The sequence below is a fragment of the Stenotrophomonas sp. 10N36 genome, assembly GCF_056395005.1.
Genome location: NZ_JBFTIS010000001.1, coordinates 99,334 through 125,290, shown reverse-complemented (window position 1 = coordinate 125,290; position 25,957 = coordinate 99,334). Strand labels below are relative to the sequence as shown.

Genomic DNA, 25,957 nt, shown 5'->3' with positions numbered 1-25,957 from the left:
CCCCGATGGAATTTGTCTCCGAGTGGTTCTGGTTCTTCCTGTTCCTTCCGCTGGCCGCGCTGTCCGGCTGGGTGATCGGGCGTCGTGGCGGTCAGCGCCATGGCGACAACCAGGTCAGCCGCCTGTCCAGTACCTATTTCCGTGGCTTGAACTACCTGCTCAACGAGCAGCCGGACAAGGCCATCGAACTGTTCCTGCATATCGCCGAGCTGGACAAGGAAACCTTTGAGACCCAGGTCGCCCTGGGCCATCTGTTCCGCCGCCGCGGTGAAGTGGACCGCGCCATCCGCCTGCACCAGGGCCTGGTCAACCGTGCCGACCTGACCGATGCACAGCGCGTCCAGGCACTGCTGGCGCTGGGCGAGGACTACATGAAGTCCGGCCTGCTGGACCGCGCCGAAACCGTGTTCACCGAACTGGCCCAGCTCGACCAGCGGGCGCCGCAGGCGCTCAAGCACCTGATCGGCATCTACCAGGCCGAGCGCGACTGGGAAAAGGCGATCGACAACGCCAGTCGCTTCGAAGAGGTCACCGGCGAGCCGATGGGCAAGCTGATCGGGCAGTTCGAGTGCGAGCTGGCCGAGCGCTTCCGGGGCGCCGGCAAGATCGAAGAGGCGAGGGCGGCCATCGCGCGCGCCTACCAGGCCGATGCCATGTCGGTCCGCGCCGGCATCATCGAAGGGCGCCTGGAAACCGATGCCGGCAATGCCGAAGCGGCCGTGCGCGCGTTCGAGCGTGCTGCCCGCAGTGATCCCGAGTACCTGCCTGAAGTGCTGCAGCCGCTCATGCAGAACTACCGCAAGGTCGGTGACCTCGGCGGTGCACGTGCGTTCCTGTCGGAGATGACCGAGCACTATCGGGGCATCGCCCCGGTGCTGGCGTTGACCCAGCTGATGGAAGAGCAGGAGGGCGTGGCCCCGGCGCGTGCCTACCTGGGCCGCCAGCTCAAGGACCGCCCCTCGGTGCGCGGTGAGTCGGCGCTGATCGACCTGACCCTGGCCGAAGGTGCCGACTCCACGGCCACCCTGCACGATCTCAAGCACATCACCGACCAGCTGCTGGTGCGCAACCCGGCTTACCGCTGCACCCGCTGCGGCTTCGGCGCGCGTACCCACCATTGGCAATGCCCCAGCTGCAAGGAGTGGGGAACGGTCAAGCCGCTGCTGAATTACGCGGTGCTCTAAGTGCCCGTGGCCTGGATGATCGGTCTGCCAGCCGTGCTGGCGATCGCGGCGGCGCTCACCTGGGGCGCGCGCCACTACGCGCTGCGCCGCAACCTGATGGACCAGCCCGGCGAACGCCGCAGCCATGGCGTGGCGACCCCGCGCGGGGGGGGGATCGCCATCGTGGTGACCCTGCTGCTGGCTGCTGCCGTGGCCGCCTTGGCGTGGCCGGCCGCGCGCGCCACGCTCGGGGTATTCAGCCTGGGCCTGGCGCTGGTGGCCGGCATTGGCTGGTGGGACGACCACCGCCCGCTGCCGGCCATTCGCCGGCTGCTGGTGCACATGGTGGCCGCCACGCTGCTCGGCGCCTTGGTCTGGCAGGCCAGTGGCAGCCTGGTGCACGCGGTGCTGGCGGTCCTGTTCACCACCTCGCTGGTCAACATCTGGAATTTCATGGATGGCATCAACGGCATTGCCACCAGCCAGGCGATCCTGGCCGGGCTGGCCTTTGCCATGGTGATGCCGCTTCCGTTCGCGCTGGCCGGCATAGTGCTGGCGTTGGCCTGCCTGGGCTTCCTGCCGTTCAATTTCCCGCGGGCACGCATCTTCATGGGGGACGTCGGCAGTGGCGCGCTTGGCTATGCCATCGCGGCGCTGGTGTGCCTGGCCAGCGTGGTCACCGAGATCAACTGGCTGCTGTTGCTGGTGCCGCTGTCGGCCTTTCTCGTGGACGCAGGCTTCACACTGCTTTCGCGCATGCTGTCCGGGCAACGGTGGATGGAAGCCCACACCCAACACCTGTACCAGCGTGCGATCAAAAGTGGTGCAAGTCACACCTTGGTGACTTCGCTGTATTTTGTTTTTGGCCTGTTCAGTATTACAGTGTTTAATGCTTGCAGTGATCTGCAGCCGAGGTGGGAGGCTGCCGTGGCGGGTACGTGGATGATCTTCGCGACCGGCTTGTGGCTACTCCTGCGCAATGGATTGCGCAACTAGAAGGATTGTTTGTTTTATGACGCCTTGGCAGGACCGTCTTACCAGTTTGCTTCCGCGCGCCGCGATCGTCGCCCACGACCTGTTCATGGTCTGGGCGTGCTGGCAGCTGTTGCATGCCGGCCGCTATTCGATGCTGGCCGATGCCCCCTCCCTGCCACTCTGGAACATCGACACCTCGCTGGTGCTGGCGATCCAGGCCGTGGTGTTCTGGCGGGTGGGCCTGTACCGCGGCCTGTGGCGCTTTGCCAGCGTGGCCGACCTGCTCAACATCTTTAAGGCCAGCTTCATCGGCCTGTTGGCCATTGTCGTGGCCCTGGCCTACAAGCGCTTCGCCGGCGTGCCGATGTCGGTGCTGGTGATCTATCCGTTCGCGCTGTCGGCCCTGCTCGGCGCCCCGCGCCTGCTGTACCGCGCGTGGAAGGACTACCAGGCGCTGCAATCGGATGCCAGCGCCCGCCGCGTACTGATCCTGGGTGCCGGCCAGGCGGCCGAAGCCCTGGTCCGTGACCTGCGCCGCTCGGGCGACTTCCATCCGGTGGGCCTGCTCGACGATGCGCCGCACCTGCAGGGCGCCAAGCTGCAGGGCCTGCCCATCCTGGGCACGCTGGACGATGCCCCGTCGGTGGTGCGCGAGACCGCAGCCAAGCTGCTGGTGATTGCCATTCCGTCGCTGGATGCAGTCGGCATGCAGCGGGTGGTGGCGTTGTGCGAAGCCACCGGCGTGCCGTTCCGCATGGTGCCCAAGCTCAACGATGTGCTGCTCGGGCATTCGCTGCCCGGTGAACTGAAAGAGGTTGCGATCGAGGACCTGCTCGGGCGCAAGCCGATCCTGCCGGACTGGTCGCTGATCCGCGGCTGGCTGGGTGGGCGCACGGTGCTGGTGACCGGCGCCGGCGGCTCGATTGGTTCGGAGCTGTGCCGCCAGTGCGCGCGCCACGGTGCTGGCCGGATCATCCTGCTGGAGATGAGCGAGCTGTTGCTGCTCACCATCGAAGCTGAGCTGACGCGCAGCTTCCCGGACCTGGACGTGCAGGCCGTGCTGGGCGACTGCGGCGATCCGTCGGTGATCCGGCATGCGTTGTCGCTGGCCAGCGTGGATGCGGTCTTCCATGCGGCCGCGTACAAGCAGGTGCCGGTGCTGGAGCGCCAGCTTCGCGAAGCCGTACGCAACAACATTCTGTCGACCGAAACGGTGGCGCGTGCCTGCGTGGAAGCGCGCATCGAGCATTTCGTGTTCATCTCCACCGACAAGGCGGTCGATCCGGTCAACGCGCTGGGCGCCAGCAAGCGCTACGCGGAGATGATCTGCCAGAGCCTGGACCAGAAAACCAGCCACACGCGGTTTGTCACGGTGCGCTTCGGCAACGTGCTGGCCTCGGCCGGCAGCGTGGTGCCGCTGTTCCGCGACCAGATCATGAAGGGCGGGCCGGTGACCGTGACCGATCCGGAAGTCACCCGTTACTTCATGACCATTCCCGAGGCCTGCCAGTTGATCCTGCAGGCAGCGGCGTCGGCATCGCATGGCGCGATCTACACGCTGGACATGGGCGAGCCCGTGCCGATCCGGGTGCTGGCCGAGCAGATGATCCGTCTGGCGGGCAAGCAGCCGTACAAGGACATCGCGATCATCTACACCGGGCTGCGCCCGGGCGAAAAGCTGCACGAGACCTTGTTCTATTCCGACGAGGACTACCGGCCGACCGCGCATCCCAAGATTCTCGAGGCTGGCGTGCGCACGTTCGCGCGCGATCAGGTGCTGGGCAACATACCGCGCCTGCGCGACGCCATCGCAACCTACGACACCGACGCCATCAACAGCATTCTGTTCGCGACCATGCCGGAGTTCTCGCCCCTGCAACAGGACGATCACGTCGCGTCGGCTAAAGTACTTCCTTTCCCGGCACGAGAGGCCAACAGGCTGTGACGAACAAGCGTATTCGCAAGGCGGTTTTCCCCGTGGCAGGACTCGGTACCCGGTTCCTCCCCGCGACCAAGACGGTGCCCAAAGAGATGCTCCCGATCATCGATCGGCCGCTGATCCAGTATGCCGTCGACGAGGCGATCGAAGCCGGCTGCGACACCTTGATTTTCATCACCAACCGCTACAAGCATGCGGTGGCCGACTACTTCGACAAGGCCTACGAACTGGAGCAGAAGCTCGAGCGCGCTGGCAAGCTGGAGCAGCTGGAGCTGGTGCGCCACGTATTGCCCAACGGCGTGCGTGCGATCTTCGTTACCCAGGCTGAAGCCCTCGGGCTGGGTCACGCGGTGCTGTGTGCCAAGGCGATCGTCGGTGACGAACCGTTCGCGGTACTGCTGCCCGACGACCTGATCTGGAACCGTGGCGATGGTGCGCTCAAGCAGATGGCCGATGCGAACCAGGCCAGCGGTGCAAGCATCATCGCGGTGGAAGACGTGCCGCACGAGAAGACCGGCAGCTACGGCATCGTCGCCACCGACGCGTTCGATGGCCGCCAGGGCCACATCAGCGCCATCGTCGAGAAGCCCAAGCCGGAAGACGCGCCCAGCGACCTGGCCGTGGTTGGCCGGTATGTGCTGAGCCCGAAGATCTTCGAGCTGCTCGAAGCCACCGGCACCGGTGCCGGCGGTGAAATCCAGCTCACCGACGCCATCGCCGAACTGCTCAAGAGCGAGCCCGTGGACGCGTACCGTTTCGAAGGCACGCGCTTCGATTGCGGCACGCACCTGGGCCTGGTCGAAGCCACCATCCGCTTTGCGTTGAACAACGACAAGCTGGCCGGCCCGGCGCGCGAGATCATGAAGAAGGCGCTGGCCGAAGGTTGATCGCGGTCGCGATCACCCGGGTAAGTACCGACCGTCGATCGGCACGCGGCCCCCGGTAGGTACCGACCGTTGGTCGGTACACGGAAAGGGGTAGGGTGCCGACCGTTGGTCGGTACGCTTATCCCAACAAAAAGGGCAGCCTCGCGGCTGCCCTTTCGTGTTTTTCGTACCGACCAACGGTCGGTATCTACCATGTGTTTTTCGTACCGACCAACGGTCGGTACCTACCGCGGGTTCTCCGCATCAACCAACCGCCAATGCCGTCCAGCAGGGCAGGGTGCCGGCCTTTGGAGCCGGCACCGCCCACTGCATCACAGCGACTCGAAGATACCCGCCGCGCCCATGCCGGTGCCGATGCACATGGTCACCATGCCGTACTTCTGCTGGCGACGGCGCAGGCCGTGCAACAAGGTGGCGGTGCGGATCGCGCCGGTCGCACCCAGCGGGTGGCCCAGGGCGATCGCGCCGCCCAGCGGGTTGACCTTGGAGGGGTCCAGGCCGCAATCGCGGATCACCGCCAGCGACTGCGCGGCGAAGGCTTCGTTGAGCTCGATCCAGTCCAGCTGGTCCTGGGTGAGGCCGGCCTGCTTGAGCGCCTTCGGGATCGCAGCGATCGGGCCGATGCCCATCACTTCCGGGCGCACACCGGCGACCGAGAAGCTGACGAAGCGGGCCAGCGGGGTCAGGCCGTAATCCTTGATCGCCTGCTCGGAGGCCAACAGCACCGCACCGGCGCCGTCGCTCATCTGCGAGGAGTTGCCGGCAGTGACGGTGCCGCCGAACTGGCCGTTGCGGAACACCGGGCGCAGCTTGGCCAGGCCTTCAGCGGACGAATCCAGGCGCGGGCCTTCGTCGGTATCGACGATCGTGTCGCGGGTGATGATGCGGCGGCCGTCGGCCAGGTCCGGCTGGCGGGTGCGCACGTCGTAGGGGCTGATCTCATCCTTGAAGTCGCCGTTCTGGATCGCTGCGATGGCCTTCTGGTGCGAGGCCAGCGCGAAGGCGTCCTGCTCCTCGCGCGAGACCTTCCACTCTTCAGCGACCTTCTCGGCGGTGATGCCCATGCCGTAGGCGATGGCGACGTGGTCGTTGTCGAACACGCTCGGTGCCATGGCGATCTTGTTGCCCATCATCGGCACCATCGACATCGACTCGGTGCCGCCGGCCAGCATCAGGTCCGAATTGCCCAGACGGATCTGGTCGGCGGCCATGGCCACGGCCTGCAGGCCGGAGGAGCAGAAGCGGTTGACGGTCTGCGCGGCGATGGTGTCCGGCAGGCCGGCCAGCAGCACGCCGATGCGGGCCACGTTCATGCCCTGCTCGGCTTCCGGCATCGCGCAGCCGATGATCGCGTCATCGATGCGGTTGAGGTCGATGCCCGGGGCCTGCGCGACCACGGAGCGAAGCACGTGGGCGAGCATGTCGTCGGGACGGGTGTTGCGGAACACGCCCTTGGGCGCCTTGCCCACCGGGGTGCGGGTGGCGGCGACGATGTAGGCGTCCTGGATTTGCTTGGTCATTGCAGTGATCTCTCTAAAAGGGTCAGTTGCGCAGCGGCTTGCCGGTCTTGAGCATGTGCGCGATGCGGGCCTGGGTCTTTTCCTGCTGGGCCAGTTCGACGAAGTGCTTGCGTTCCAGGGTCAGCAGCCACTCTTCGTCGACCAGCGTGCCGCGGTCCACTTCGCCACCGCACAGCACGGTGGCGATGCGCACGGCGATCTCGTAGTCGTACGGGCTGATGAACCGGCCTTCCAGCATGTTCACCAGCATCATCTTGAAGGTGGCGATGCCGACGTCGCCGGCGACCTGGATGCGGCGAGCCGGCATCGGCGGACGGTAGCCGCCTTCGGCCAGCGCCAGCACTTCGGCCTTGGCGATATGCAGCGCTTCGAAGCTGTTGAACACCACCTTGTCGGTGGCGCGCATCAGGCCCAGTTCCTTGGCGTTGACCGCCGAGTTGGAGACCTTGGCCATGGCCACGGTTTCGAAGGTCTTCTTCAGTTCGGCGAACACGTCACCGCCCGGACCTGCGGCCTGCGAGGCGCGCACGGCCAGTTCCTTCAGGCCGCCACCGGCCGGCAGCAGGCCGACGCCGGCCTCGACCAGGCCGATGTAGCTTTCCAGCGCGGCCACGCTCTTGGCGCTGTGCATCTGGAATTCGCAGCCACCGCCCAAGGCCAGGCCGCGCACCGCGGTCACCACCGGCACCAGCGAGTACTTGATGGCCTGGCTGGTGCGCTGGAAGTTGTGCACCATCTCTTCGAACTGGTCGACCTTGCCGGCCTGCAGCAGGCCGAGCGCGCCGGCCAGATCGGCACCGGCGGAGAAGGGCTCCTTCTGCTGCCAGATCACCAGGCCCTTGTAGTCCTGTTCGGCGCGCTTGATCGCTTCCTGCAGGCCGTTGAGCACGTGGTCGGAAACGGTGTTCATCTTGGTCTTGAAGCTGACCACTGCGATACCGTCGCCGTCGTGCCACATGCGTACGCCGTCATTCTCGAACACGGTTTCGCCCGGAGCGAACTTCTCGCCCAGCAGCGGATCCGGGAAACGCTGGCGCTGGTACACCGGCAGCGCCGAACGCGGCAGCTTGGCGTTGCGGGTCGGGCTGTAGCTGCCTTCGGCGGCATGCACGCCGTCGCGGCCGTCGAACACCCAATCGGGCAGCGGGGCGTTGCTCATGCTCTTGCCGGCCACGATGTCATCGGCGATCCACTGCGCCACCTGCTTCCAGCCGGCGGCCTGCCAGGTTTCGAACGGGCCCAGCGACCAGCCGTAGCCCCAGCGGATGGCCAGGTCAACGTCGCGCGCGGTTTCGGCGATGTCGGCCAGGTGGTAGGCGCTGTAGTGGAACAGGTCACGGAACGTCGCCCACAGGAACTGCGCCTGCGGGTGCTGGCTTTCGCGCAGCTTGGCGAACTTTTCGGCCGGGTTCTTGATCTTCAGGATCTCGACCACTTCCGGTGCGGCGGTGCGGTCGGCGGGGCGGTAGTCCTGCTTCTCCAGGTCCAGCACCACGATGTCCTTGCCGACCTTGCGGAAGATGCCGGCACCGGTCTTCTGGCCGAGCGCGCCCTTGGAAATCAGCGCGTCCAGCCACTTCGGCGACTTGAAGAACTCATGCCACGGATCGTTGGGCAGGGTGTCGCCCATGGTCTTGATCACGTGCGCCATGGTGTCCAGGCCGACCACGTCGGAGGTGCGGTAAGTGGCCGACTTCGGGCGGCCGACCAGCGGGCCGGTCAGTCCGTCCACTTCATCGAAGCCCAGGCCGAATTCCTGGGTGTGGTGAATGGTGGACAGGATCGAGAACACGCCGATGCGGTTGCCGATGAAGTTCGGGGTGTCCTTGGCGTACACCACGCCCTTGCCCAGCGTGGTGACCAGGAACGCTTCCAGGCCTTCCAGCACGGCCGCGTCGGTGGTGCTGGCCGGGATCAGCTCGGCCAGGTGCATGTAGCGCGGCGGGTTGAAGAAATGCACGCCGCAGAAGCGGTGGCGCAGCTGCTCGGGCAGCACGTCGGCGAGCTTGTTGATGCCCAGGCCCGAGGTGTTGGAGGCCAGCACGGCGTGATCGGCCACGAACGGGGCGATCTTCTTGTACAGGTCCTGCTTCCAGTCCATCCGTTCGGCGATGGCCTCGATGATCAGGTCGCAGTCCTTGAGCTGCTCCAAACCGGTCTCGTAGTTGGCCGGGGTGATCGCCTCGGCGTAGGACTTGCTGGCCAGCGGGGCAGGGCTGAGCTTGCCCAGGTTGGCGATTGCCTTGAGCACGATGCCATCGGCCGGACCTTCCTTGGCGGGAAGATCGAACAGCACGGTGTCGACGCCGGCGTTGGTCAGGTGGGCCGCAATCTGGGCACCCATGACGCCGGCACCCAACACGGCGGCGCGGCGGACTAGCAGGGAATTGGACATGTCGATAAGCCTTTGTTGGTCTGGCAGCCGGGCAGGGCCCGGCTCTACGGAGGGTTCAGTGGGCAGAGCCCGGCTCTACGGGGTGGAAACGGAGGTCGACGGAGCGTCGGTAACCGCGCTGGCGCGGAAACCGGCTTCGGCGAAGTGGATCAATTCGCGGGCGGCATGGGCACGATGCGCTGCTTCGGTGACACCGGCGGGTCGCTTGATCAGGCCGAAGTCGGCCATCGCGTAGGTCAGCGAGCCGGCCAGGAAGTCCAGCCGCCAGTACAGTTCTTCCTTGCTCAGCTCCGGCACGCAGGCGGCAATGGCCTTGCCGAAGTCGCGCAGCACGTGGCCGTAGTGGTCGGACAGGAACTTGCGCAGGTTGTCGTTCTTCTCTGCGTAAGCGCGGGCGATCACGCGGACGAAGGCGCCCCCGGTCTGGCGGTCCTGGGCCATCGCCAGCGCCGGCTCGACAAAGGCGGCCAGCACCGGGCGCAGCTGGCCGGGGTGCTCGCGGCGGGCGCTGTCCAGCTGGGCCAGGCGGGCGGTGGTCATCTCATCCATGCGCCGGCGGAAGACCTCGTTGACCAGGTTTTCCTTGGAGCCGAAGTGGTAGTTGACCGCCGCGATGTTCACATCGGCCTGGCTGGTGACCTGGCGAAGCGAGGTCCCGGCGAAGCCATGCTGCGCGAACAGCTCCTCGGCAGCGCCGAGAATGCGGTCCTTGGTGGAGAAATGAGCGGGCTTGGCCATGGGTCGGACAGGGTTCAATCAAACGATTGTTTGATATTAGACCCGGGGCTGCGCGGGCGCATTGTGCGGCGCACAATGGAAGGAGGGGTTCGTTCATCTGGCCCCGGGTGGTGCCGGCCGCTGGCCGGCAACCCCGTACAGCTGAACGGGCGCGCGTCGCTTGGGGTTCATGGGGTTGCCGGCCAGCGGCCGGCACTACCGCGGGGGCGGGTTACACGTTAGAATTGCCTCACGTATATCAGGCTAAGCCCGCGTTTCGACGCGGGTTTTTTTCATGTTACTCTCGGGCCGATCAGTGGCCCGCCCAACGGAGAATTCCCATGGCGCTGGAGCGCACCCTTTCCATCATCAAGCCGGACGCCGTCGCCAAGAACGTCATCGGTGAAATCTACGCCCGCTTCGAAAAGGCTGGCCTGAAGGTCGTCGCCGCCAAGTACAAGCAGCTGTCGCGCCGTGAAGCCGAAGGCTTCTACGCCGTGCACCGCGAGCGTCCGTTCTTCAACGCGCTGGTCGAGTTCATGATCTCCGGCCCGGTGATGATCCAGGCCCTGGAAGGCGACAACGCCGTCCTGGCCCACCGCGACCTGCTGGGCGCCACCAATCCGAAGGAAGCCGCTGCGGGCACCATCCGCGCCGACTTCGCTGAATCCATCGATGCCAATGCCGCCCACGGCTCGGACTCGGTTGAGAATGCCGCGATCGAAATCGCCTACTTCTTCGCCGCGACCGAAGTCGTCTCGCGCTGAGAGTGATGCCGTGAACGAGGTCGTACAGCCAACCGCCATCCCATCCGTGCTCATCCCGAGCGTGGCTGTGGCCAAGCAGAACCTGCTCGACCTCGATCGCCAGGGTCTGGAGCGCTTCTTCGCCGAGACCCTCGGCGAGGCGCGCTACCGTGCCCATCAGGTGATGAAGTGGATCCACCATCACTACGTCACCGATTTCGATGAAATGACCGACCTCGGCAAGGCCTTGCGCGCCAAGCTCAAGCAGCATGCCGAGGTGCTGGTCCCGAACATCGTGTTCGACAAACCCTCCAACGACGGCACCCACAAGTGGCTGCTGGCGATGGGCACCGATGGCAAGAACGCCATCGAGGCGGTCTACATCCCGGACAAGAACCGCGGCACGCTGTGCGTGTCCTCGCAGGTCGGCTGTGCGCTGAACTGCACGTTCTGTTCGACCGCCACCCAGGGCTTCAACCGCAACCTGTCCACCGCCGAGATCATCGGCCAGGTGTGGGTGGCGGCGCGGCACCTGGGCAACATCCCGCACAAGCAGCGTCGTCTCACCAACGTGGTGATGATGGGCATGGGCGAGCCGTTGATGAATTTCGACAACGTTGTGCGCGCCATGAGCGTGATGCGTGACGACCTGGGCTATGGCCTGGCCAACAAGCGCGTGACCCTGTCCACCTCCGGCCTGGTGCCGCAGATCGACCGGCTGTCGGCCGAGAGCGACGTGTCGCTGGCGGTGTCGCTGCATGCGCCCAACGATGCGCTGCGCGAAACCCTGGTCCCGCTCAACAAGAAGTACCCGATCGTCGAGCTGATGGCCTCGTGCGCACGCTACCTGCGTGCCAACAAGCGCCGCGAATCGGTCACCTTCGAATACACCCTGATGAAGGGCATCAACGACCAGCCCGAACACGCCCGCCAGCTGGCGCGGCTGATGCGCCAGTTCGACAACGCCGTGCAGACGTCGCACGCGGGCAAGGTCAACCTGATTCCCTTCAATCCGTTCCCGGGCACCCGCTACGAGCGCTCCGGTGACACCGAGATCCGCGCCTTCCAGAAGATTTTGCTGGATGCGCAGGTCCTGACGATGGTCCGGCGCACCCGTGGCGACGACATCGATGCCGCCTGTGGCCAGCTCAAGGGCCAGGTGATGGACCGTACGCGTCGCCAGGCCGAGTTCAACAAGACGCTCCAGGATGGGAAAAGCCGGGATGCCGCTGCCTGATTTCCGATTGCCAGCCGTTGTCTTCATCGCGCTGGCATTGGTCGGCTGCGGCAAGGAAGGCAAACGAGCACCCAGCGCGCCGCTCGGCGTGGCGCCCACCTACGAAGTCCGTGACAACGCGGCCACGCGTCGGCGATTCAATTACCAGGATCAGATGACCCTGTCAGACCGGGCCTATCAGTCCGGCTCGCTGGCGGCGGCGGAGAAAGGCGCCCGCGCGGCGCTCAAGCTGGATGGCAACCGGCCCGAGGCCTATCTGATGCTGGCCACGCTGGCGGCCCGGCGTGGCGAGGATGCCAACGCCGGCGGGCTCTACCGCAAGGCCGCCGAGCTGGCGCCCGAACGCGGCGATGTCCTCAACAATTATGGCGCCTGGCTATGTACACATGGCCGCGCAGCCGAGTCGCTGGTCTGGTTTGACCGCGCGCTTGCCGCGCCGGGCTATGCCACGCCGGCCTCGGCGCTGGCCAACGCCGGCGGCTGTGCGCTGGAGGCGGGCCAGTCCGAGCGGGCTGCCCGTGACCTGCGTGCCGCCCTCCAGGTCGACCCGGGCAACGCCTATGCGCTGGAGTCGATGGCGCGCAGCGAGTACACCCAAGGCCGCTATTTCGAGGCGCGGGCCTTCTCCCAACGTCGTCTTGCGGCTGCACCGGCCACACGTTCCGTGTTACAACTTGCCTCTGAAATCGAGGCGCAGTTGGGTGACACGGTTGCATCCGGTCGCTATCTGCAGCGAATTCGCGACGAATTTCCGCAGGATGCGGCTCCTAATTCCCGGGGTTGAAGCATTGTGATTGATGACCAGACTGTGAACGCTTTTGATGCCGCTGCCGGCTGTGGGGTCCGTCTCCGCCAGGCGCGGGAAGCGGCAGGGCTGACGCTTGAAGCGGTAGGGCAGCAGTTGCACATGCCGGTCCAGGTGGTGAGGTCGCTGGAAGCCGAGCAGTGGGACCGCCTCGGCGCCCCGGTGTTCGTGCGCGGCCAGTTGCGCAGCTACGCGCGCCTGCTGAAGATCGATCTGGGCGATGTGCTGGAACAGGCCCGGATCGGGCCGGTGGTGCCGCCGCAGCTGATCAGCCACACCCATACCCCGCGGGCCAGGCGCATTGCCGAGAGCCTCGGGCGCCGCGTGCTCTATGTGGGCATCACCGCCGTACTGGCGGTGCCGGTCTGGTTTGCCACCCGGGGCCACTTCGACGGCAGCGCCAACACCCCCAATACTGCGTCGCTGGATGTGATCCCGGCGGCCGTCCCGGTGGGCGGCGGTGCCGTTCCGGCAGAAGCGACCCCGGCGGCGCCGGCGCCTACCAGTGCCACCACCGGCACCCCTTCGGCGCCTTACCTGGCGTCGCTGACCCCGGTGCCGCGTCCGGCCGCCACCGCGGCGGTGCCGACCGGCGCGCTCAACCTGCAGTTCAAAGGCGACAGCTGGGTCGATATCGCCGCCCCCGACGGCAGCACCGTGGAAAAGGCACTGATCAAATCCGGCGAAGCGCGCAGCTTCACGCCGGGCCAGGTGGGCCGCATGGTGCTGGGCAATGCGTCGGCGGTCGAGGTTCAGCAGGCGGGCACTATCGTCGATCTTTCGCCGTACCAGCGAGCCAACGTGGCACGCTTTACGGTATCCTCTGACGGCTCCGTGGCCCCAGTTCCGCACTGAGTCGCGTTTCCCAATCCAATTCAAACAGCTCCTCCTTACGGGCGGGGCGAGAGTACGCATGGCGATCGACGACCTGCTCGACGAGCACGAACAAAGTGAACGCGTCCGCGGCTGGCTGCGGAAGAATGGTGTCAGCATCCTCGCCGGCGTGGCGATCGCAATCGGCGGCATCGCCGGTTGGCAGTGGTGGCAGAAGGACCACAGCAACCAGCTGGCCGGCGCCAACGTCCAGTACCAGGCGGTGCTCAAGCACCTGCAGGACAAGGATCTGGCCCAGGCGGCCAAGGGCGTGAAGGCGCTCGACGACGGCAAGGCCAATATTTACTCGGACCTGGCGGCGCTGCAGCTGGCCAAGGCCCAGGTCGAGGCAGGCAAGAACGAAGACGCGCTGGCAACGCTGCGTGCGATCAAGGCCGACCCGGAATTCCAGCCGGTCATCGAGCAGCGCATCGCGCGGCTGTTGCTGGCCACCGGCAAGACCGATGACGCGATCAAGGCGCTTGGCACCGCCAGCGACAGCACGAGCCTGGAAATCCATGGCGATGCACTGATGGCGCAGGGCAAGCGTGATGCGGCCCGGCAACAGTATGAGAAGGCGCTCAAGACGCTGGACGTGGCAGCGCCGCAGCGGCGCCTGCTTGAAACCAAAGTGATGGATGCCGGTGGCACCGTCACCGATGCTGCGGAGTCGGTGTAATGAAGCATATGGTCATGATCAAGCGCGTTGCCACCCTGGTTCTGCTGGGCGTGGCGTTGTCCGGTTGCACCACCGTCAAGGGGTGGTTCGCCGGCAAGGATGCAGCAGCCAAGAAGGCGCTGGAACCGGCTGAACTGGTGAAGTTCGAGCCGACCGCCAAGGTCGACCGGCTCTGGAGCGTCAACGTCGGCAAGGGCGAGAAGCGCATCGGCGTCCGCCAGGGCCCGACCGTGGCCGATGGCCGCGTGTATGCGGCGGCCATTTACGGCGGCGTGCATGCCATCGACCTGCAGACCGGCAAGAAGGTCTGGACCTGGGAGCCGGCCAAGGAAAAGAAGAAGCCCAAGCTGCGCCTGTCCGGTGGCCCCGGCGTGGGTGACGGCCTGGTGGTGATCGGCACGCTGGACGGCCAGGTGATTGCCCTGGGTGCCGAAGACGGCGCCGAGAAGTGGCGTGCCAAGGTGCCCGGCGAAGTGATCGCCGCCCCGGCAGTCGGCCAAGGCATGGTGTTCGTGCGCAGCAACGACGGTCGCGTGACCGCCCTGGATGCCGACAACGGCACCCAGCGCTGGTTCAACCCGCGTGAGCTGCCGGCGCTGACCGTGCGCGGCAATGCCGCCGTGGTCACCGGCCCGGGCGTGCTGTTCGTCGGCAACGACGATGGCAGCGTGTCGGCCCTGGCGATGACCGACGGCCGCACCGTGTGGGACCAGATGGTCGCCAACGGCGAAGGCCGTACCGAACTGGAGCGCATGTCCGACGTGGACGGTGCCCCGGTGCTGGAAGGCAACACGCTGTTCGTGGGCAGCTTCAAGAACCAGACCATGGCGATCGAAGGCCCCACGGGCCGTCCGCTGTGGACGCGTGATCATGGCGGCGCCGGTGGCGTGGCCCTGACCTCGGGCAATGTGTTTGTCACCGACAACAAGGGTGGCGTGTTCGGCCTGGACAAGAACAGTGGCAGCGCGATGTGGTCGCAGACCGCCTTGGCGCGCCGTTCGCTGACCGGGCCGGCGGTGCAGGGCGACTATGTCGTTGTAGGCGACTACAAGGGCTACCTGCACTGGTTGCGGACAGATAACGGCGAGCTTGCCGCTCGCGCCAAGAGTGGCGGTGACGCGCTCCTGGCGCAGCCGGTAACCGCTGATGGGATTCTGCTGGTGCAGAACGTTGATGGAAAGCTGACCGCATTCCGGTTGGCACAATAAGGAGTTACCGCGATGCTGCCCTTGGTCGCCCTGGTTGGACGGCCGAATGTCGGCAAGTCCACGCTGTTCAATGCGTTTACCCGTACGCGCGACGCGCTGGTCCATGACCAGCCCGGCGTGACCCGGGACCGTAATTACGGTGTTTGTCGTCTTAACGAAGACCACCCGTTCCTGGTGGTCGATACCGGCGGTATCGCCGGTGAAGAAGAAGGTCTGGCCGGTGCTACCGCGCGCCAGGCCCGCGCTGCCGCCGCCGAGGCGGATCTGATCCTGTTCGTCGTCGATGCCCGCGAGGGCCCGATGGACGACGAGATCCTGTCCTGGCTGCGCAAGCTGGCGCGTCCGACCCTGCTGTTGATCAACAAGATCGACGGCATGAACGAAGACACCGTGCGTTCGGAGTTCGCCCGTTACGGCTTCGGCGAAATGCTGACCGTGTCGGCTGCGCACCGCCAGGGTCTGGACGACCTGCTGGACGAAGTCGTGGAGCGGCTGCCTGAAGAGGGCACCACCGAGACCCTCGACACCGATCCGAACCGCATCCGCATTGCCTTCGTTGGCCGCCCCAACGTGGGCAAGTCGACGCTGGTCAATCGCCTGCTGGGCGAAGAGCGCATGATCGCCTCCGAAGTTCCCGGTACCACCCGCGACTCGATCGCGGTGGACATGGAGCGCGACGGTCGCGAGTACCGCCTGATCGACACCGCCGGCCTGCGTCGCAAGGCGCGTGTGGAGGAAGTGGTCGAGAAGTTCAGCGTGATCAAGACGCTGCAGGCGATCGAGCAGTGCCAGGTCGCCGTGCTGATGCTGGACGCGTCCGAAGGCGTGACCGACCAGGACGCCAGCGTGCTGGGTGCGGTGCTCGATGCCGGCCGTGCGTTGGTCGTGGCGATCAACAAGTGGGATGGCCTCACCGACTACCAGCGCGAGCAAGCCGAAGCGCTGGTGTCGCGCAAGCTCGGCTTCGTGCCGTGGGCCGAAGTGGTGCGCATCTCGGCCAAGCATGGCTCGGGCCTGCGCGAGCTGTTCCGCTGCATCCACGCCGCGCATGCCTCGGCGACGCACGAGTTCAGCACCAGCGAAGTCAACAAGGCGCTGGAAGTGGCCTACGAGACCAATCCGCCGCCGGCGATCCGTGGTCACGTGTCCAAGCTGCGTTACGTGCATCCGGGCGGCTCCAACCCGCCGACCTTCATCGTGCACGGCACGCGCCTGAAGGATCTGCCGGAGTCGTACAAGCGCTACCTGGAGAACTTCTTCCGGAAGCGTTTCAAACTGGTCGGCACCCCGGTGCAGTTCATCTTCCGCGAGGGTGTGAACCCGTACGAAGGCAAGAAGAACGTGCTCACCGAACGTCAGGTCAAGCGCAAACGGCGCCTGATCAAGCACGTCAAGGGCAAGTGATCCAACGAAGAGCCGGCGAAAGCCGGCTCTTTTCATTGCGGCGCTGCCGGCAGCTGGGCACGCGCGACGGTAGTGCCGGTCGCTGGCCGGCAACCGCGGCACACCCGCCGCGCGCGCCCCGGTGCGCGATAATCCCGGCATGCGCCCCGTCCCCGAACTCACCCCCGCCCAGGCCCGCGAACGTCTCGCCCGTGGCGCCTTGCTCATCGACGTGCGCGAAGCGCACGAGCGTGCCGCCGGCATGGCCGAGGGCGCGCTCGGCATCGCCAAGGACGCGCTGCTGGCATCGCCCGCTACGCACCTGCCCGCCATCGATCGCGAGGTGGTGTTGATCTGCCAGAGCGGCAGGCGTTCGCTGGATGCCGCAGGCGCCCTGGCCGAACTGGGCTATACGCAGCTCGCGTCCGTCGGCGGCGGCACCACCGCCTGGCGGGCCGACGGGCTTCCCCTGGTGCAACCGCTGCAGACCGACGCCGAGCGCGACTTCAACGAGCGTTACGCGCGCCACCTGTTGCTGCCGCAGGTCGGTGTGGCAGGCCAGCAAACACTGCTTAAATCGCGTGTGCTGGTGCTCGGTGCGGGTGGACTGGGTGCTCCGGCCGCCTTCTATCTGGCGGCGGCCGGGGTAGGGCACCTGCGTATTGCCGATGACGATGTGGTCGAGCGCAGCAACCTGCATCGCCAGATCCTGCACACCGACGCCAGCGTCGGCATGCCCAAGGTGCTGTCGGCACGCGACCGCCTGCTGGCGCTCAATCCGCACCTGGACGTGGACGCCGTGCAGGTGCGTGTCAGCGCCGACAACGTCGATGCACTGCTGGATGGGGTGGACGTGGTGCTGGACGGCTCGGACAACTTTCCGCTGCGTTACCTGCTCAACGATGCCTGTCTCCAGCACCGCATTCCGCTGGTGTATGGCGCGGTCGAGCGCTTCACCGGCCAGGTCAGCGTCTTCGACGCCGGCCGCCAGCGTGGCCAGGCCCCGTGCTACCGCTGCCTGTTCCCGGAGCCACCGCCGCCGGAATTCGCGCCCAACTGTTCGGAAGCCGGCGTGCTGGGCGTGCTGCCGGGGATGGTCGGCCTGCTCCAGGCCACCGAGGTGCTCAAGCTGTTGCTGGGCATGGGCGAGCCGCTGGTCGGGCGGTTGCTGAGTTTTGATGCGCTGGGCATGCGTTTTCGCGAGACCCGGCTGCGCCCCGATCCGGCGTGTCCGCTGTGCGCGCCGGGGAAGGCGTTTCCCGGCTACATCGATTACGCCGCGTTCTGCAGCGGCCCGTAGCGCCGGGCTCTGCCCGGCTGCTTTTCGCGCGTTGCCGGCCAGCCGGGCAGAGCCCGGCTCTACGTGATTGCGGCGACCCCGTAGCGCCGGGCTCTGCCCGGCTGCTTTTCGCACGTTACCGGCCAGCCGGGCAGAGCCCGGCTCTACGTATCGGGTCCGCCAGCCGGGCAGAGCCCGGCTCTACGAGATTTCAGGACGATCCTGGCCGTCACCCGGCCCATCGTTCTGTTTTCGGCACGATCATGCGCAACATGGATGCTATTGCCGCCCGGCGCTTTGCCCTATCGTTGAGCCCTCTATGTAGTCCGGGGAAACAACCGCATGGCGGTCGAAGCAGGTGCCAGTGAGCTGGTGAAAGTCGTGGCGCTGCTGGGCGCGGCGGTGGTGATGGTGCCGCTGTTCAGGCGTCTGGGCCTGGGCTCGGTGCTGGGCTATTTCGCCGCCGGCCTGGCCATTGGCCCATTCGGCTTCGGCTGGTTCTCCGACCCGCAGGCGATCCTGCACACCGCCGAACTCGGCGTGGTGATGTTCCTGTTCGTGATCGGGCTGGAAATGCGGCCCTCGCACCTGTGGGGCCTGCGCAACGAAATCTTCGGGCTCGGCACGCTGCAGATCGTTGTCTGCGGCGCGGTGCTGACCGGCGTGTGCATGCTGTTCGGGTTCCCGGTCAACGTGGCCTTCATCGGCGCCTTCGGCTTCGTGCTGACCTCCACCGCGGTGGTGATGCAACTGCTGGCCGAGCGCGGCGACATCGCCTTGCCGTCCGGGCAGAAGATCGTCTCGATCCTGCTGTTTGAAGACCTGCTGATCGTGCCGCTGCTGGCCGTGGTGGCCTTCATGGCCCCCGTGCAGGCCGACGCCGGCGACAGCTCGCGCTGGCTCAGCGTGGGCATTGGTGCCGGCGCCATCGTCGGCCTGGTACTGGTGGGCCGGTTCCTGCTCAACCCGTTATTCCGCATCCTGGCCGCGGCCAAGGCGCGCGAAGTGATGACCGCCGCCGCGCTGCTGGTGGTGCTGGGCGCGGCGCTGCTGATGCAGCTGGGCGGGCTGTCGATGGCGATGGGTGCGTTCCTGGCCGGCGTGCTGCTCAGCGAATCCACGTTCCGCCACCAGATCGAAGCGGACATCGAGCCGTTCCGCGGCATCCTGCTGGGGCTGTTCTTCCTCAGCGTGGGCATGGCGCTGGACCTCACCGTGGTGGCCAACAACTGGCCGCTGATTGTGTCGGGCGTGTTCGCGCTGATGCTGGCCAAGGGCGTGTGCATCTACATCGTGGCGCGCATCATGGGCAGCGACCACCGCCAGGCGCTGGACCGCGGCGTGGTGATGGCGCAGGGCGGCGAGTTCGCGTTCGTGCTGTTTTCCGCGGCCGCGGCGGCCGGCGTGATCGGGGTGGAGGTCAACGCCAACCTGACCGCGATCGTGGTGCTGTCGATGGCGCTGACGCCGCTGTTCGTGCTGCTGCACGACAAGCTCATGCCCGACCGCGAAGTGTCGCTGGATGGCGTTGAAGAAGCCGATGGCCTGTCCGGCAGCGTGTTGATGATCGGCTTCGGCCGCTTCGGCCAGGTGGCCAGCCAGTCGCTGCTGGCGCGCGATGTGGACGTGACCATCATCGACAACGACGTGGACATGATCCACAACGCCGAGCGCTTCGGCTTCAAAATCTACTATGGCGACGGCACCCGCCTGGACGTGCTGCACGCCTCCGGTGCGGGCTCGGCGCGTGCCATCGCGGTGTGCGTCAACAACGCCCAGGACGCCGACCGCATCGTGGAACTGGTCACCCATCAGTTCCCGCAGGCCAAGCTGCTGGTGCGCTCGTTCGACCGCGAGCATTCGCTGCGGCTGATCCATGCCGGTGTGGACTACCAGATCCGCGAGACCTTTGAATCGGCGTTGCAGTTCGGTCAGGTCGCCCTGATGGAACTGGGCGCCGACCAGGACGATGCGCGCGAGATCGCCGAGCAGATCCGCGAGCGCGATGCCGAGCGTTTCGAGCTGGAAATGGCCGGCGGCAGCCTGCGCGCCGGGGCGCACATGGTGTTCGGTACGGCGCTGCCGGGCGTGCCCACGCCCACGCCGTTCACCGCGCCCAAGCGCAAGGCACGCACGCTCAATGCCGACGAAGTGCCGGAAGAGGAATGACGCGCCGGTGGGCGGGGCGGGCCTAATCGGGGACAATGGCGTCCCCGCCGCCCCCGCCTGCCGCCCTCGATGAGCTCACCGACCCCCGCACCTGCCGTTCCCGCCCGCATCCTGGATGGGCGCCGCATCGCTGAAGACCTGCTGGACAGCCTCAAGGTCCGGGTGGACGCCCGCCTGGCCGCCGGTGGCAGCCGCCCGGGCCTGGCCGTGGTGCTGGTGGGGGGCGACCCGGCCTCGACCGTGTATGTGCGCAACAAGCGCCGCGCCGCCGAGAAGGTGGGCATCGAGGCCTTCGATTACGACCTGCCGGCCGGCACCAACGAAGCGCAGCTGCTGGAGCTCATCGACCAGCTCAACAACGACCCCAAGATCCACGGCATCCTGGTGCAGCTGCCGCTGCCGGGCATTCCCGATGCCAGCCGCCTGATCCACCGCATCGACCCGCGCAAGGACGTGGACGGTTTCCACCCCGAGAACGTGGGCCACCTGGCCCTGCGCGAATTCGGCCTGCGCCCCTGCACCCCGCGCGGCATCGTCACTCTGCTGGGCCACACCGACCAGCCGGTGCGTGGACGCAACGCCACCATCGTGGGGGTCAGCAACCATGTCGGCCGCCCGATGGGCCTGGAGCTGCTGATTGCCGGCTGCACCGTGACCAGCTGCCACAAGTTCACCCCGCGCGACGTGCTCGAGCGCAGCGTGCGCGACGCCGACATCCTGGTGGTCGCGGTGGGCCGCCCGGGCATCGTGCCGGGTGAATGGGTGAAGCCGGGCGCGGTGGTGATCGACGTGGGCATCAACCGCCTGGATGACGGCCGCCTGGTCGGCGACGTTGGCTTCGAGGCCGCCGCCCAGCGCGCCAGCTGGATCACCCCGGTGCCGGGCGGGGTAGGGCCCATGACCGTGGCCACGTTGATGCAGAACACCTTGGAAGCGGCCGAAGCTGCGGTCTGACCGCCCGTGCCGACCCCGGTCGGCGCCTCGCCCGGATGCCCATGCGGCGCGCCACCGTGCCGACCAACGGTCGGCACCTACCGTTGCGGCAATCCCCGGGCGGTACCCAGCGGCAACCCCCGGTAGAGCCGACCGTTGGTCGGCTGCCGTTGGCGCAGTGGCGCATCGCTCCCCGGTAGAGCCGACCGTTGGTCGGCTGCCGTTGGCGCGGTGGCGCATCGCTCCCGGGTAGAGCCGACCGTTGGTCGGCTGCCGTTGGCCCAGTGGCGCATCGCTCGAAGGGCAGCCGACCAACGGTCGGCTCTACCCGTCCGCCGGCGCGACACAGCGTCGCACCGGCCCCCTGCCCAAGCGGGCCGAATCAGGGTAAAATGTCGCGCTTCCCCACATCTCGGGTATGCCGATGCTGCGCATCCAGGCTGAAGCTCTCACCTACGACGACGTCTCGCTCGTCCCCGCACACTCCACGATCCTGCCCAAGGATGTCAGCCTGGAAACCCGGCTGACCCGCGACCTGCGGCTGAAGCTTCCGATCCTCTCCGCGGCCATGGATACGGTCACCGAAGCACGCCTGGCCATCGCCATGGCCCAGCTCGGTGGCATGGGCATCATCCACAAGAACCTGACCGTGGAGCAGCAGGCCGCCGAAGTGGCCCAGGTCAAGAAGTTCGAGGCCGGCGTCATCCGCGACCCGATCACGGTCGGCCCGGAAACCACCATTCGCGACGTGCTGGCCCTGACCCAGGCGCGCAACATCTCCGGCGTGCCGGTGGTGGACGGCGGCGGCCAGCTGGTCGGCATCGTCACCCACCGTGACATGCGCTTCGAGACCGAGCTGGACGATCCGGTCCGCCACATCATGACCAAGAAGGATCGCCTGATCACGGTCAAGGAAGGCGCCGCATCGGAAGAAGTGCTGCAGTTGCTGCACCGCAACCGCATCGAAAAGATCCTGGTGGTCAACGATGATTTCGCCCTGCGTGGCCTGATCACCGTCAAGGACATCCAGAAGAACACCGACTACCCCAACGCCGCCAAGGACACCGCCACGCGTCTGCTGGTGGGTGCTGCGGTAGGCGTCGGCGGCGACACCGATCGCCGCGTCGAAGCGCTGGTCGCCGCCGGCGTAGACGTGCTGGTGGTGGACACCGCGCACGGCCATTCGCAGGGCGTGCTGGACCGCGTGCGCTGGGTCAAGAAGAACTTCCCGAACGTGCAGGTCGTGGGTGGCAACATCTGCACCGGCGAAGCCGCGCTGGCGCTGCTGGACTGTGGCGCGGATGCGGTCAAGGTCGGCATCGGCCCGGGCTCGATCTGCACCACTCGCGTGGTCGCCGGTGTCGGCGTGCCGCAGATCACCGCGATCGACCTGGTGGCCGAAGCGCTGCAGGACCGCATCCCGCTGATCGCCGACGGTGGCATCCGCTACTCCGGCGACATCGGCAAGGCGCTCGCCGCCGGTGCGTCCACCATCATGATCGGTGGCCTGCTGGCCGGTACCGAGGAATCGCCCGGCGAAACCGAGCTGTTCCAGGGCCGTTCCTACAAGAGCTACCGCGGCATGGGCTCGCTGGCCGCGATGGAGAAGGGGTCCAAGGACCGCTACTTCCAGGACGCCTCCAGCGCCGACAAGCTGGTGCCCGAAGGCATCGAAGGCCGCGTGCCGTATCGCGGCCCGGTGGGCGGCATCATCCACCAGCTGATGGGCGGCCTGCGCGCCACCATGGGTTACGTGGGCTGCGGCACCGTCGAAGATATGCGCAGCAAGCCGAAGTTCGTCAAGATCAGCGGCGCCGGCCAACGTGAGAGCCACGTCCACGACGTGCAGATCACCAAAGAGCCGCCGAACTACCGCGCCTGATGCGGCATGAGCAAAGAGGAACGAGGAAGCTGATTCCCGTTCCTCTTTCTCTATAGGTCGCCGGTTTTCGTATTCGTTTCCTGTTTTCTTTCCTGCATCGCCCAGGGCGCCATGACCAACATCCATAACGACAAGATCCTCATCCTCGATTTCGGTGCCCAGTACACCCAGTTGATCGCGCGCCGCATCCGCGAGCTCGGCGTGTACTGCGAAATCTGGGCGTGGGACCACAACCCGGCCGAGATCGCCGCGTTCGGCGCCAAGGGCATCATCCTGTCCGGTGGCCCGGAATCGACCACGCTGCCGGGCGCGCCTGCCGCGCCGCAGGAAGTGTTCGACAGCGGCCTGCCGATCTTCGGCATCTGCTACGGCATGCAGACCCTGGCCGCCCAGCTCGGTGGCGCCACCGAAGCGGCCGACCAGCGTGAGTTCGGCCATGCCGAAGTCAACGTCGTGCACCCCGATGCGCTGTTCAAGGGCCTGAGCGATCACGGTGGCGAGCCGAAGTTGAATGTCTGGATGAGCCACGGCGACCACGTCTCCGTCGCCCCGCCGGGCTTCACCGTCACCGCCGTGACCGATCGCATCCCGGTGGCCGCCATGGCCAACGAAGAGAAGCGCTGGTACGGCGTGCAGTTCCACCCGGAAGTGACCCACACCCTGCAGGGCCAGGCGCTGCTGCGCCGCTTCGTGGTGGACGTGTGCGGCTGCGAAACCCTGTGGACCGCCGCCAACATCATCGACGACCAGATCGCCCGCGTGCGCGAACTGGTGGGCGATGACGAAGTGATCCTGGGCCTGTCCGGCGGCGTCGATTCGTCGGTCGTGGCCGCGCTGCTGCACAAGGCGATCGGCGACAAGCTGACCTGCGTGTTCGTCGACACCGGCCTGCTGCGCTGGCAGGAAGGCGACCAGGTGATGGCGATGTTCGCCGAGCACATGGGCGTCAAGGTGATCCGCGTGAACGCCGCGGACCGCTACTTCAGCAAGCTCGAAGGCGTGAGCGACCCGGAAGCCAAGCGGAAGATCATCGGCAACCTGTTCGTGGACATCTTCGATGAAGAGTCCAACAAGCTGAGCAATGCCAAGTGGCTGGCGCAGGGCACCATCTACCCGGACGTGATCGAGTCGGCCGGAAGCAAGACCGGCAAGGCGCATGTGATCAAGAGCCACCACAACGTGGGCGGCCTGCCGGAACACATGAAGCTGGGCCTGGTGGAGCCGCTGCGCGAGCTGTTCAAGGACGAAGTGCGTCGCCTCGGCGTCGAGCTCGGCCTGCCGCGCAGCATGGTCTACCGCCACCCGTTCCCGGGCCCGGGCTTGGGCGTGCGCATCTTGGGCGAAGTGAAGCGTGAGTACGCCGAGCTGCTGGCCAAGGCCGATGCGATCTTCATTGATGAGCTGCGCAAGGCGGATCTGTACGACAAGACCAGCCAGGCGTTTGCCGTGTTCCTGCCGGTGAAGTCGGTGGGCGTGGTGGGTGATGCGCGGGCTTATGAGTGGGTGATTGCGCTGCGTGCGGTGGAAACCATTGATTTCATGACGGCGCATTGGGCGCACCTGCCGTATGAGTTCCTGGGTACGGTGAGTAACCGGATCATCAATGAGCTGCGAGGGGTGTCGCGGGTGGTTTATGACATCTCGGGGAAGCCGCCGGCGACCATTGAGTGGGAATGAGTTGAAAGAACGAGGGCGCCGAGAGGCGCCCTTGTTGTTTGAAGGGCCGGCCCATCAGTTGAGCCTAATGAGTAGGCCTAACTGGGGCATTGACGACCATCGGGCGCTGATACAATGTGGCGGGTAGCCAGTTCGCTGAGATCCTGCCTCGTAGAGCCACAGCTGCGAAGTATGAAGCCCTTCGCGCTGACAGCCGAGTTCTGGGGAGGGCTGGATTAATGGCATCGAGAACAGGAGGAGGCGCGATGGAACGGATGTGGATGGTTCGCGGCGATGGCGGCACCTTGTATGACGCTTTCCGTGAGCGCGGTGTGGTGGCTGTGGGCTGGAATCAGCTGGCTGCGCATGCCAAACCCGGCGTCGGTCGAAAACAGCTGATCGGCCTCTATCAGGCAGCTGAGCCCCAGGCCAAGCACGGCACGGTAGTGTCAGGCGCTTCTCAGGTCTGGCGCTTCGTCAATGACATCCGAGATGGCGATTGGGTTATTACCTATTCTCCTCCAAATCGCCTGTATTCGATCGGTAGGATTGCTGGTCCGGCTAAGCATCATGCCGACTGGACAGAGCAGGGCATGCCTTTAGCTCGAGACGTTCAATGGGGCGCGCAAGAATTGCCGCGCGATCGTTTGGGCACTGGGACGAAGAACAGTCTTGGTTCCACCTTGACGTTGTTCGAGGTGCCGAGAGTTGCTGCTGCCGAAGTTCTCGCCGCTCTTCAGGGGCGCCCAGCCCCGATAACCGATGATGAGTTTGGGGAGGTAGTGGCAGACCCCTTGGCTGACATCGACTCTCAGGCGGTGGAGCGAATCAAAGATCGCGTCAACGAGCTTGACTGGGACGATATGCAGCAGCTGGTGGCCGGAATCTTGCGCGCCATGGGCTACAAGACCCAGGTCTCTCCTCCCGGTTCAGACCGAGGCAAAGACATCGTGGCTTCGCCGGACGGCTTTGGCTTCGAACATCCGCGCATTGTCGTGGAGGTCAAGCACCGCAAAGGGCAAATGGGGAGTCAGGAAATCCGCAGCTTTCTCGGCGGCCGCCACAAGGATGATCGTGGTCTGTACGTCAGTACCGGCGGCTTCACCAAGGACGCGCAGTACGAAGCGGATCGGGCATCCATTCCGCTGGCCATGTGGACGCTGGACCATGTGGTGCGCGCCCTGATCGAGCACTACGACGCTACCCACGCGGAAACCAAACGAATTGTGCCGCTAAAGCGGCTTTACTGGCCTGCCTGACACTGGAGAAAGAGCAGGTAATTCCCATAGAACGGAATATTGAACAATGCATCGGAAGATCCGGTGTCATTGACGGCCGATAAATGAGGGGCTGCTTGAAGCGCTGAGCCAGCAGGGCAGTATCTTCCAATGCTATACGCGATTTACTTCCGATGATTCGGCGGCCTTGAACGACAACGATTAATCCTTGCACAAACCCGTCGCGAAGCAATCAGCGGCCAACAGGCGAGAGGACAGTGAGACTCCGGCAAG

20 protein-coding genes are annotated in these 25,957 nt (G+C 66.0%); 17 read left to right on the top strand and 3 right to left on the bottom strand.

Features of this window, described 5'->3' with window-relative positions; genetic code table 11:
- Positions 1 to 5 precede the first annotated feature (5 nt).
- The 4 genes from lapB to galU are packed head-to-tail and all read left to right on the top strand — an operon-like array spanning position 6 to position 4,964.
- Complete coding sequence (lapB, locus tag AC1DCJ_RS00525) at positions 6 to 1,184, top strand: lipopolysaccharide assembly protein LapB (RefSeq protein ID WP_137189270.1); 1,179 nt, start codon at positions 6 to 8, stop codon at positions 1,182 to 1,184.
- A 15-nt stretch (positions 1,185 to 1,199) separates the two neighbouring features.
- Positions 1,200 to 2,159 carry an MraY family glycosyltransferase gene (locus AC1DCJ_RS00520; protein WP_478069841.1) on the top strand — a complete coding sequence of 320 codons (960 nt, stop codon included), beginning with the start codon at positions 1,200 to 1,202 and terminating at the stop codon, positions 2,157 to 2,159.
- 16 nt (positions 2,160 to 2,175) lie between these two features.
- Positions 2,176 to 4,083 carry a polysaccharide biosynthesis protein gene (locus tag AC1DCJ_RS00515; protein ID WP_038688798.1) on the top strand — a complete coding sequence of 636 codons (1,908 nt, stop codon included), beginning with the start codon at positions 2,176 to 2,178 and terminating at the stop codon, positions 4,081 to 4,083.
- Positions 4,080 to 4,964, top strand: coding sequence for a UTP--glucose-1-phosphate uridylyltransferase GalU (galU, locus tag AC1DCJ_RS00510; protein WP_081797227.1), 885 nt, complete (start codon positions 4,080 to 4,082; stop codon positions 4,962 to 4,964). Before AC1DCJ_RS00515 ends, galU begins: the two co-directional genes overlap by 4 nt.
- Before the next feature lie 311 nt (positions 4,965 to 5,275).
- Here galU and AC1DCJ_RS00505 read toward each other — a convergent pair whose 3' ends face one another.
- From AC1DCJ_RS00505 to AC1DCJ_RS00495, 3 genes are all read right to left on the bottom strand, one after another.
- Entirely contained in the window at positions 5,276 to 6,484 is a 1,209-nt protein-coding gene (locus AC1DCJ_RS00505) for an acetyl-CoA C-acyltransferase (RefSeq protein ID WP_137189272.1), read from the bottom strand.
- 22 nt (positions 6,485 to 6,506) lie between these two features.
- Positions 6,507 to 8,879 (bottom strand): 3-hydroxyacyl-CoA dehydrogenase/enoyl-CoA hydratase family protein, encoded by a 2,373-nt coding sequence (locus AC1DCJ_RS00500; protein ID WP_447593185.1) that lies wholly within the window; start codon positions 8,877 to 8,879, stop codon positions 6,507 to 6,509.
- Positions 8,880 to 8,954: 75 nt separating this feature from the next.
- Complete coding sequence (locus AC1DCJ_RS00495; protein WP_038688790.1) at positions 8,955 to 9,617, bottom strand: TetR/AcrR family transcriptional regulator; 663 nt, start codon at positions 9,615 to 9,617, stop codon at positions 8,955 to 8,957.
- Between the two features lie 320 nt (positions 9,618 to 9,937).
- On the opposite strand from AC1DCJ_RS00495, the gene ndk reads away from it, so the two are divergent.
- The 13 genes from ndk (at position 9,938) to AC1DCJ_RS00430 (ending at position 25,705) form a co-directional block, all read left to right on the top strand.
- Positions 9,938 to 10,363 carry a nucleoside-diphosphate kinase gene (ndk, locus tag AC1DCJ_RS00490; protein WP_038688788.1) on the top strand — a complete coding sequence of 142 codons (426 nt, stop codon included), beginning with the start codon at positions 9,938 to 9,940 and terminating at the stop codon, positions 10,361 to 10,363.
- Positions 10,364 to 10,373: 10 nt separating this feature from the next.
- Positions 10,374 to 11,579, top strand: a complete 1,206-nt coding sequence (gene rlmN / locus AC1DCJ_RS00485; RefSeq protein WP_478069840.1) for a dual-specificity RNA methyltransferase RlmN — start codon at positions 10,374 to 10,376, stop codon at positions 11,577 to 11,579.
- On the top strand, positions 11,566 to 12,363 hold the full coding sequence (locus AC1DCJ_RS00480; protein WP_478069839.1) for a tetratricopeptide repeat protein: 798 nt from the start codon (positions 11,566 to 11,568) through the stop codon (positions 12,361 to 12,363). The genes rlmN and AC1DCJ_RS00480 overlap by 14 nt, the downstream gene beginning before the upstream one ends.
- Before the next feature lie 6 nt (positions 12,364 to 12,369).
- On the top strand, positions 12,370 to 13,239 hold the full coding sequence (locus tag AC1DCJ_RS00475; protein ID WP_478069838.1) for a RodZ domain-containing protein: 870 nt from the start codon (positions 12,370 to 12,372) through the stop codon (positions 13,237 to 13,239).
- Positions 13,240 to 13,297: 58 nt separating this feature from the next.
- Positions 13,298 to 13,936 carry a YfgM family protein gene (locus tag AC1DCJ_RS00470; RefSeq protein ID WP_137189277.1) on the top strand — a complete coding sequence of 213 codons (639 nt, stop codon included), beginning with the start codon at positions 13,298 to 13,300 and terminating at the stop codon, positions 13,934 to 13,936.
- A complete protein-coding gene (gene bamB, locus AC1DCJ_RS00465; RefSeq protein WP_137189278.1) occupies positions 13,936 to 15,144 on the top strand; it encodes an outer membrane protein assembly factor BamB in 1,209 nt (402 codons plus the stop codon). Before AC1DCJ_RS00470 ends, bamB begins: the two co-directional genes overlap by 1 nt.
- Before the next feature lie 12 nt (positions 15,145 to 15,156).
- A complete protein-coding gene (gene der, locus AC1DCJ_RS00460; protein ID WP_038688776.1) occupies positions 15,157 to 16,548 on the top strand; it encodes a ribosome biogenesis GTPase Der in 1,392 nt (463 codons plus the stop codon).
- A 139-nt stretch (positions 16,549 to 16,687) separates the two neighbouring features.
- Positions 16,688 to 17,827 carry a molybdopterin-synthase adenylyltransferase MoeB gene (gene moeB / locus AC1DCJ_RS00455; protein WP_478069837.1) on the top strand — a complete coding sequence of 380 codons (1,140 nt, stop codon included), beginning with the start codon at positions 16,688 to 16,690 and terminating at the stop codon, positions 17,825 to 17,827.
- Between the two features lie 321 nt (positions 17,828 to 18,148).
- Entirely contained in the window at positions 18,149 to 19,975 is a 1,827-nt protein-coding gene (locus AC1DCJ_RS00450) for a monovalent cation:proton antiporter-2 (CPA2) family protein (RefSeq protein WP_159496548.1), read from the top strand.
- Between the two features lie 69 nt (positions 19,976 to 20,044).
- Positions 20,045 to 20,929, top strand: coding sequence for a bifunctional methylenetetrahydrofolate dehydrogenase/methenyltetrahydrofolate cyclohydrolase FolD (gene folD / locus AC1DCJ_RS00445; protein ID WP_038688770.1), 885 nt, complete (start codon positions 20,045 to 20,047; stop codon positions 20,927 to 20,929).
- A gap of 403 nt (positions 20,930 to 21,332) precedes the next feature.
- The gene (gene guaB / locus AC1DCJ_RS00440) at positions 21,333 to 22,790 is read left to right on the top strand and encodes an IMP dehydrogenase (RefSeq protein ID WP_038692289.1); all 1,458 of its coding nucleotides are present in this window, start codon (positions 21,333 to 21,335) and stop codon (positions 22,788 to 22,790) included.
- Positions 22,791 to 22,901: 111 nt separating this feature from the next.
- The gene (gene guaA / locus AC1DCJ_RS00435) at positions 22,902 to 24,467 is read left to right on the top strand and encodes a glutamine-hydrolyzing GMP synthase (protein ID WP_038688768.1); all 1,566 of its coding nucleotides are present in this window, start codon (positions 22,902 to 22,904) and stop codon (positions 24,465 to 24,467) included.
- 245 nt (positions 24,468 to 24,712) lie between these two features.
- The gene (locus AC1DCJ_RS00430) at positions 24,713 to 25,705 is read left to right on the top strand and encodes a restriction endonuclease (protein ID WP_478069836.1); all 993 of its coding nucleotides are present in this window, start codon (positions 24,713 to 24,715) and stop codon (positions 25,703 to 25,705) included.
- Positions 25,706 to 25,957 lie beyond the last annotated feature (252 nt).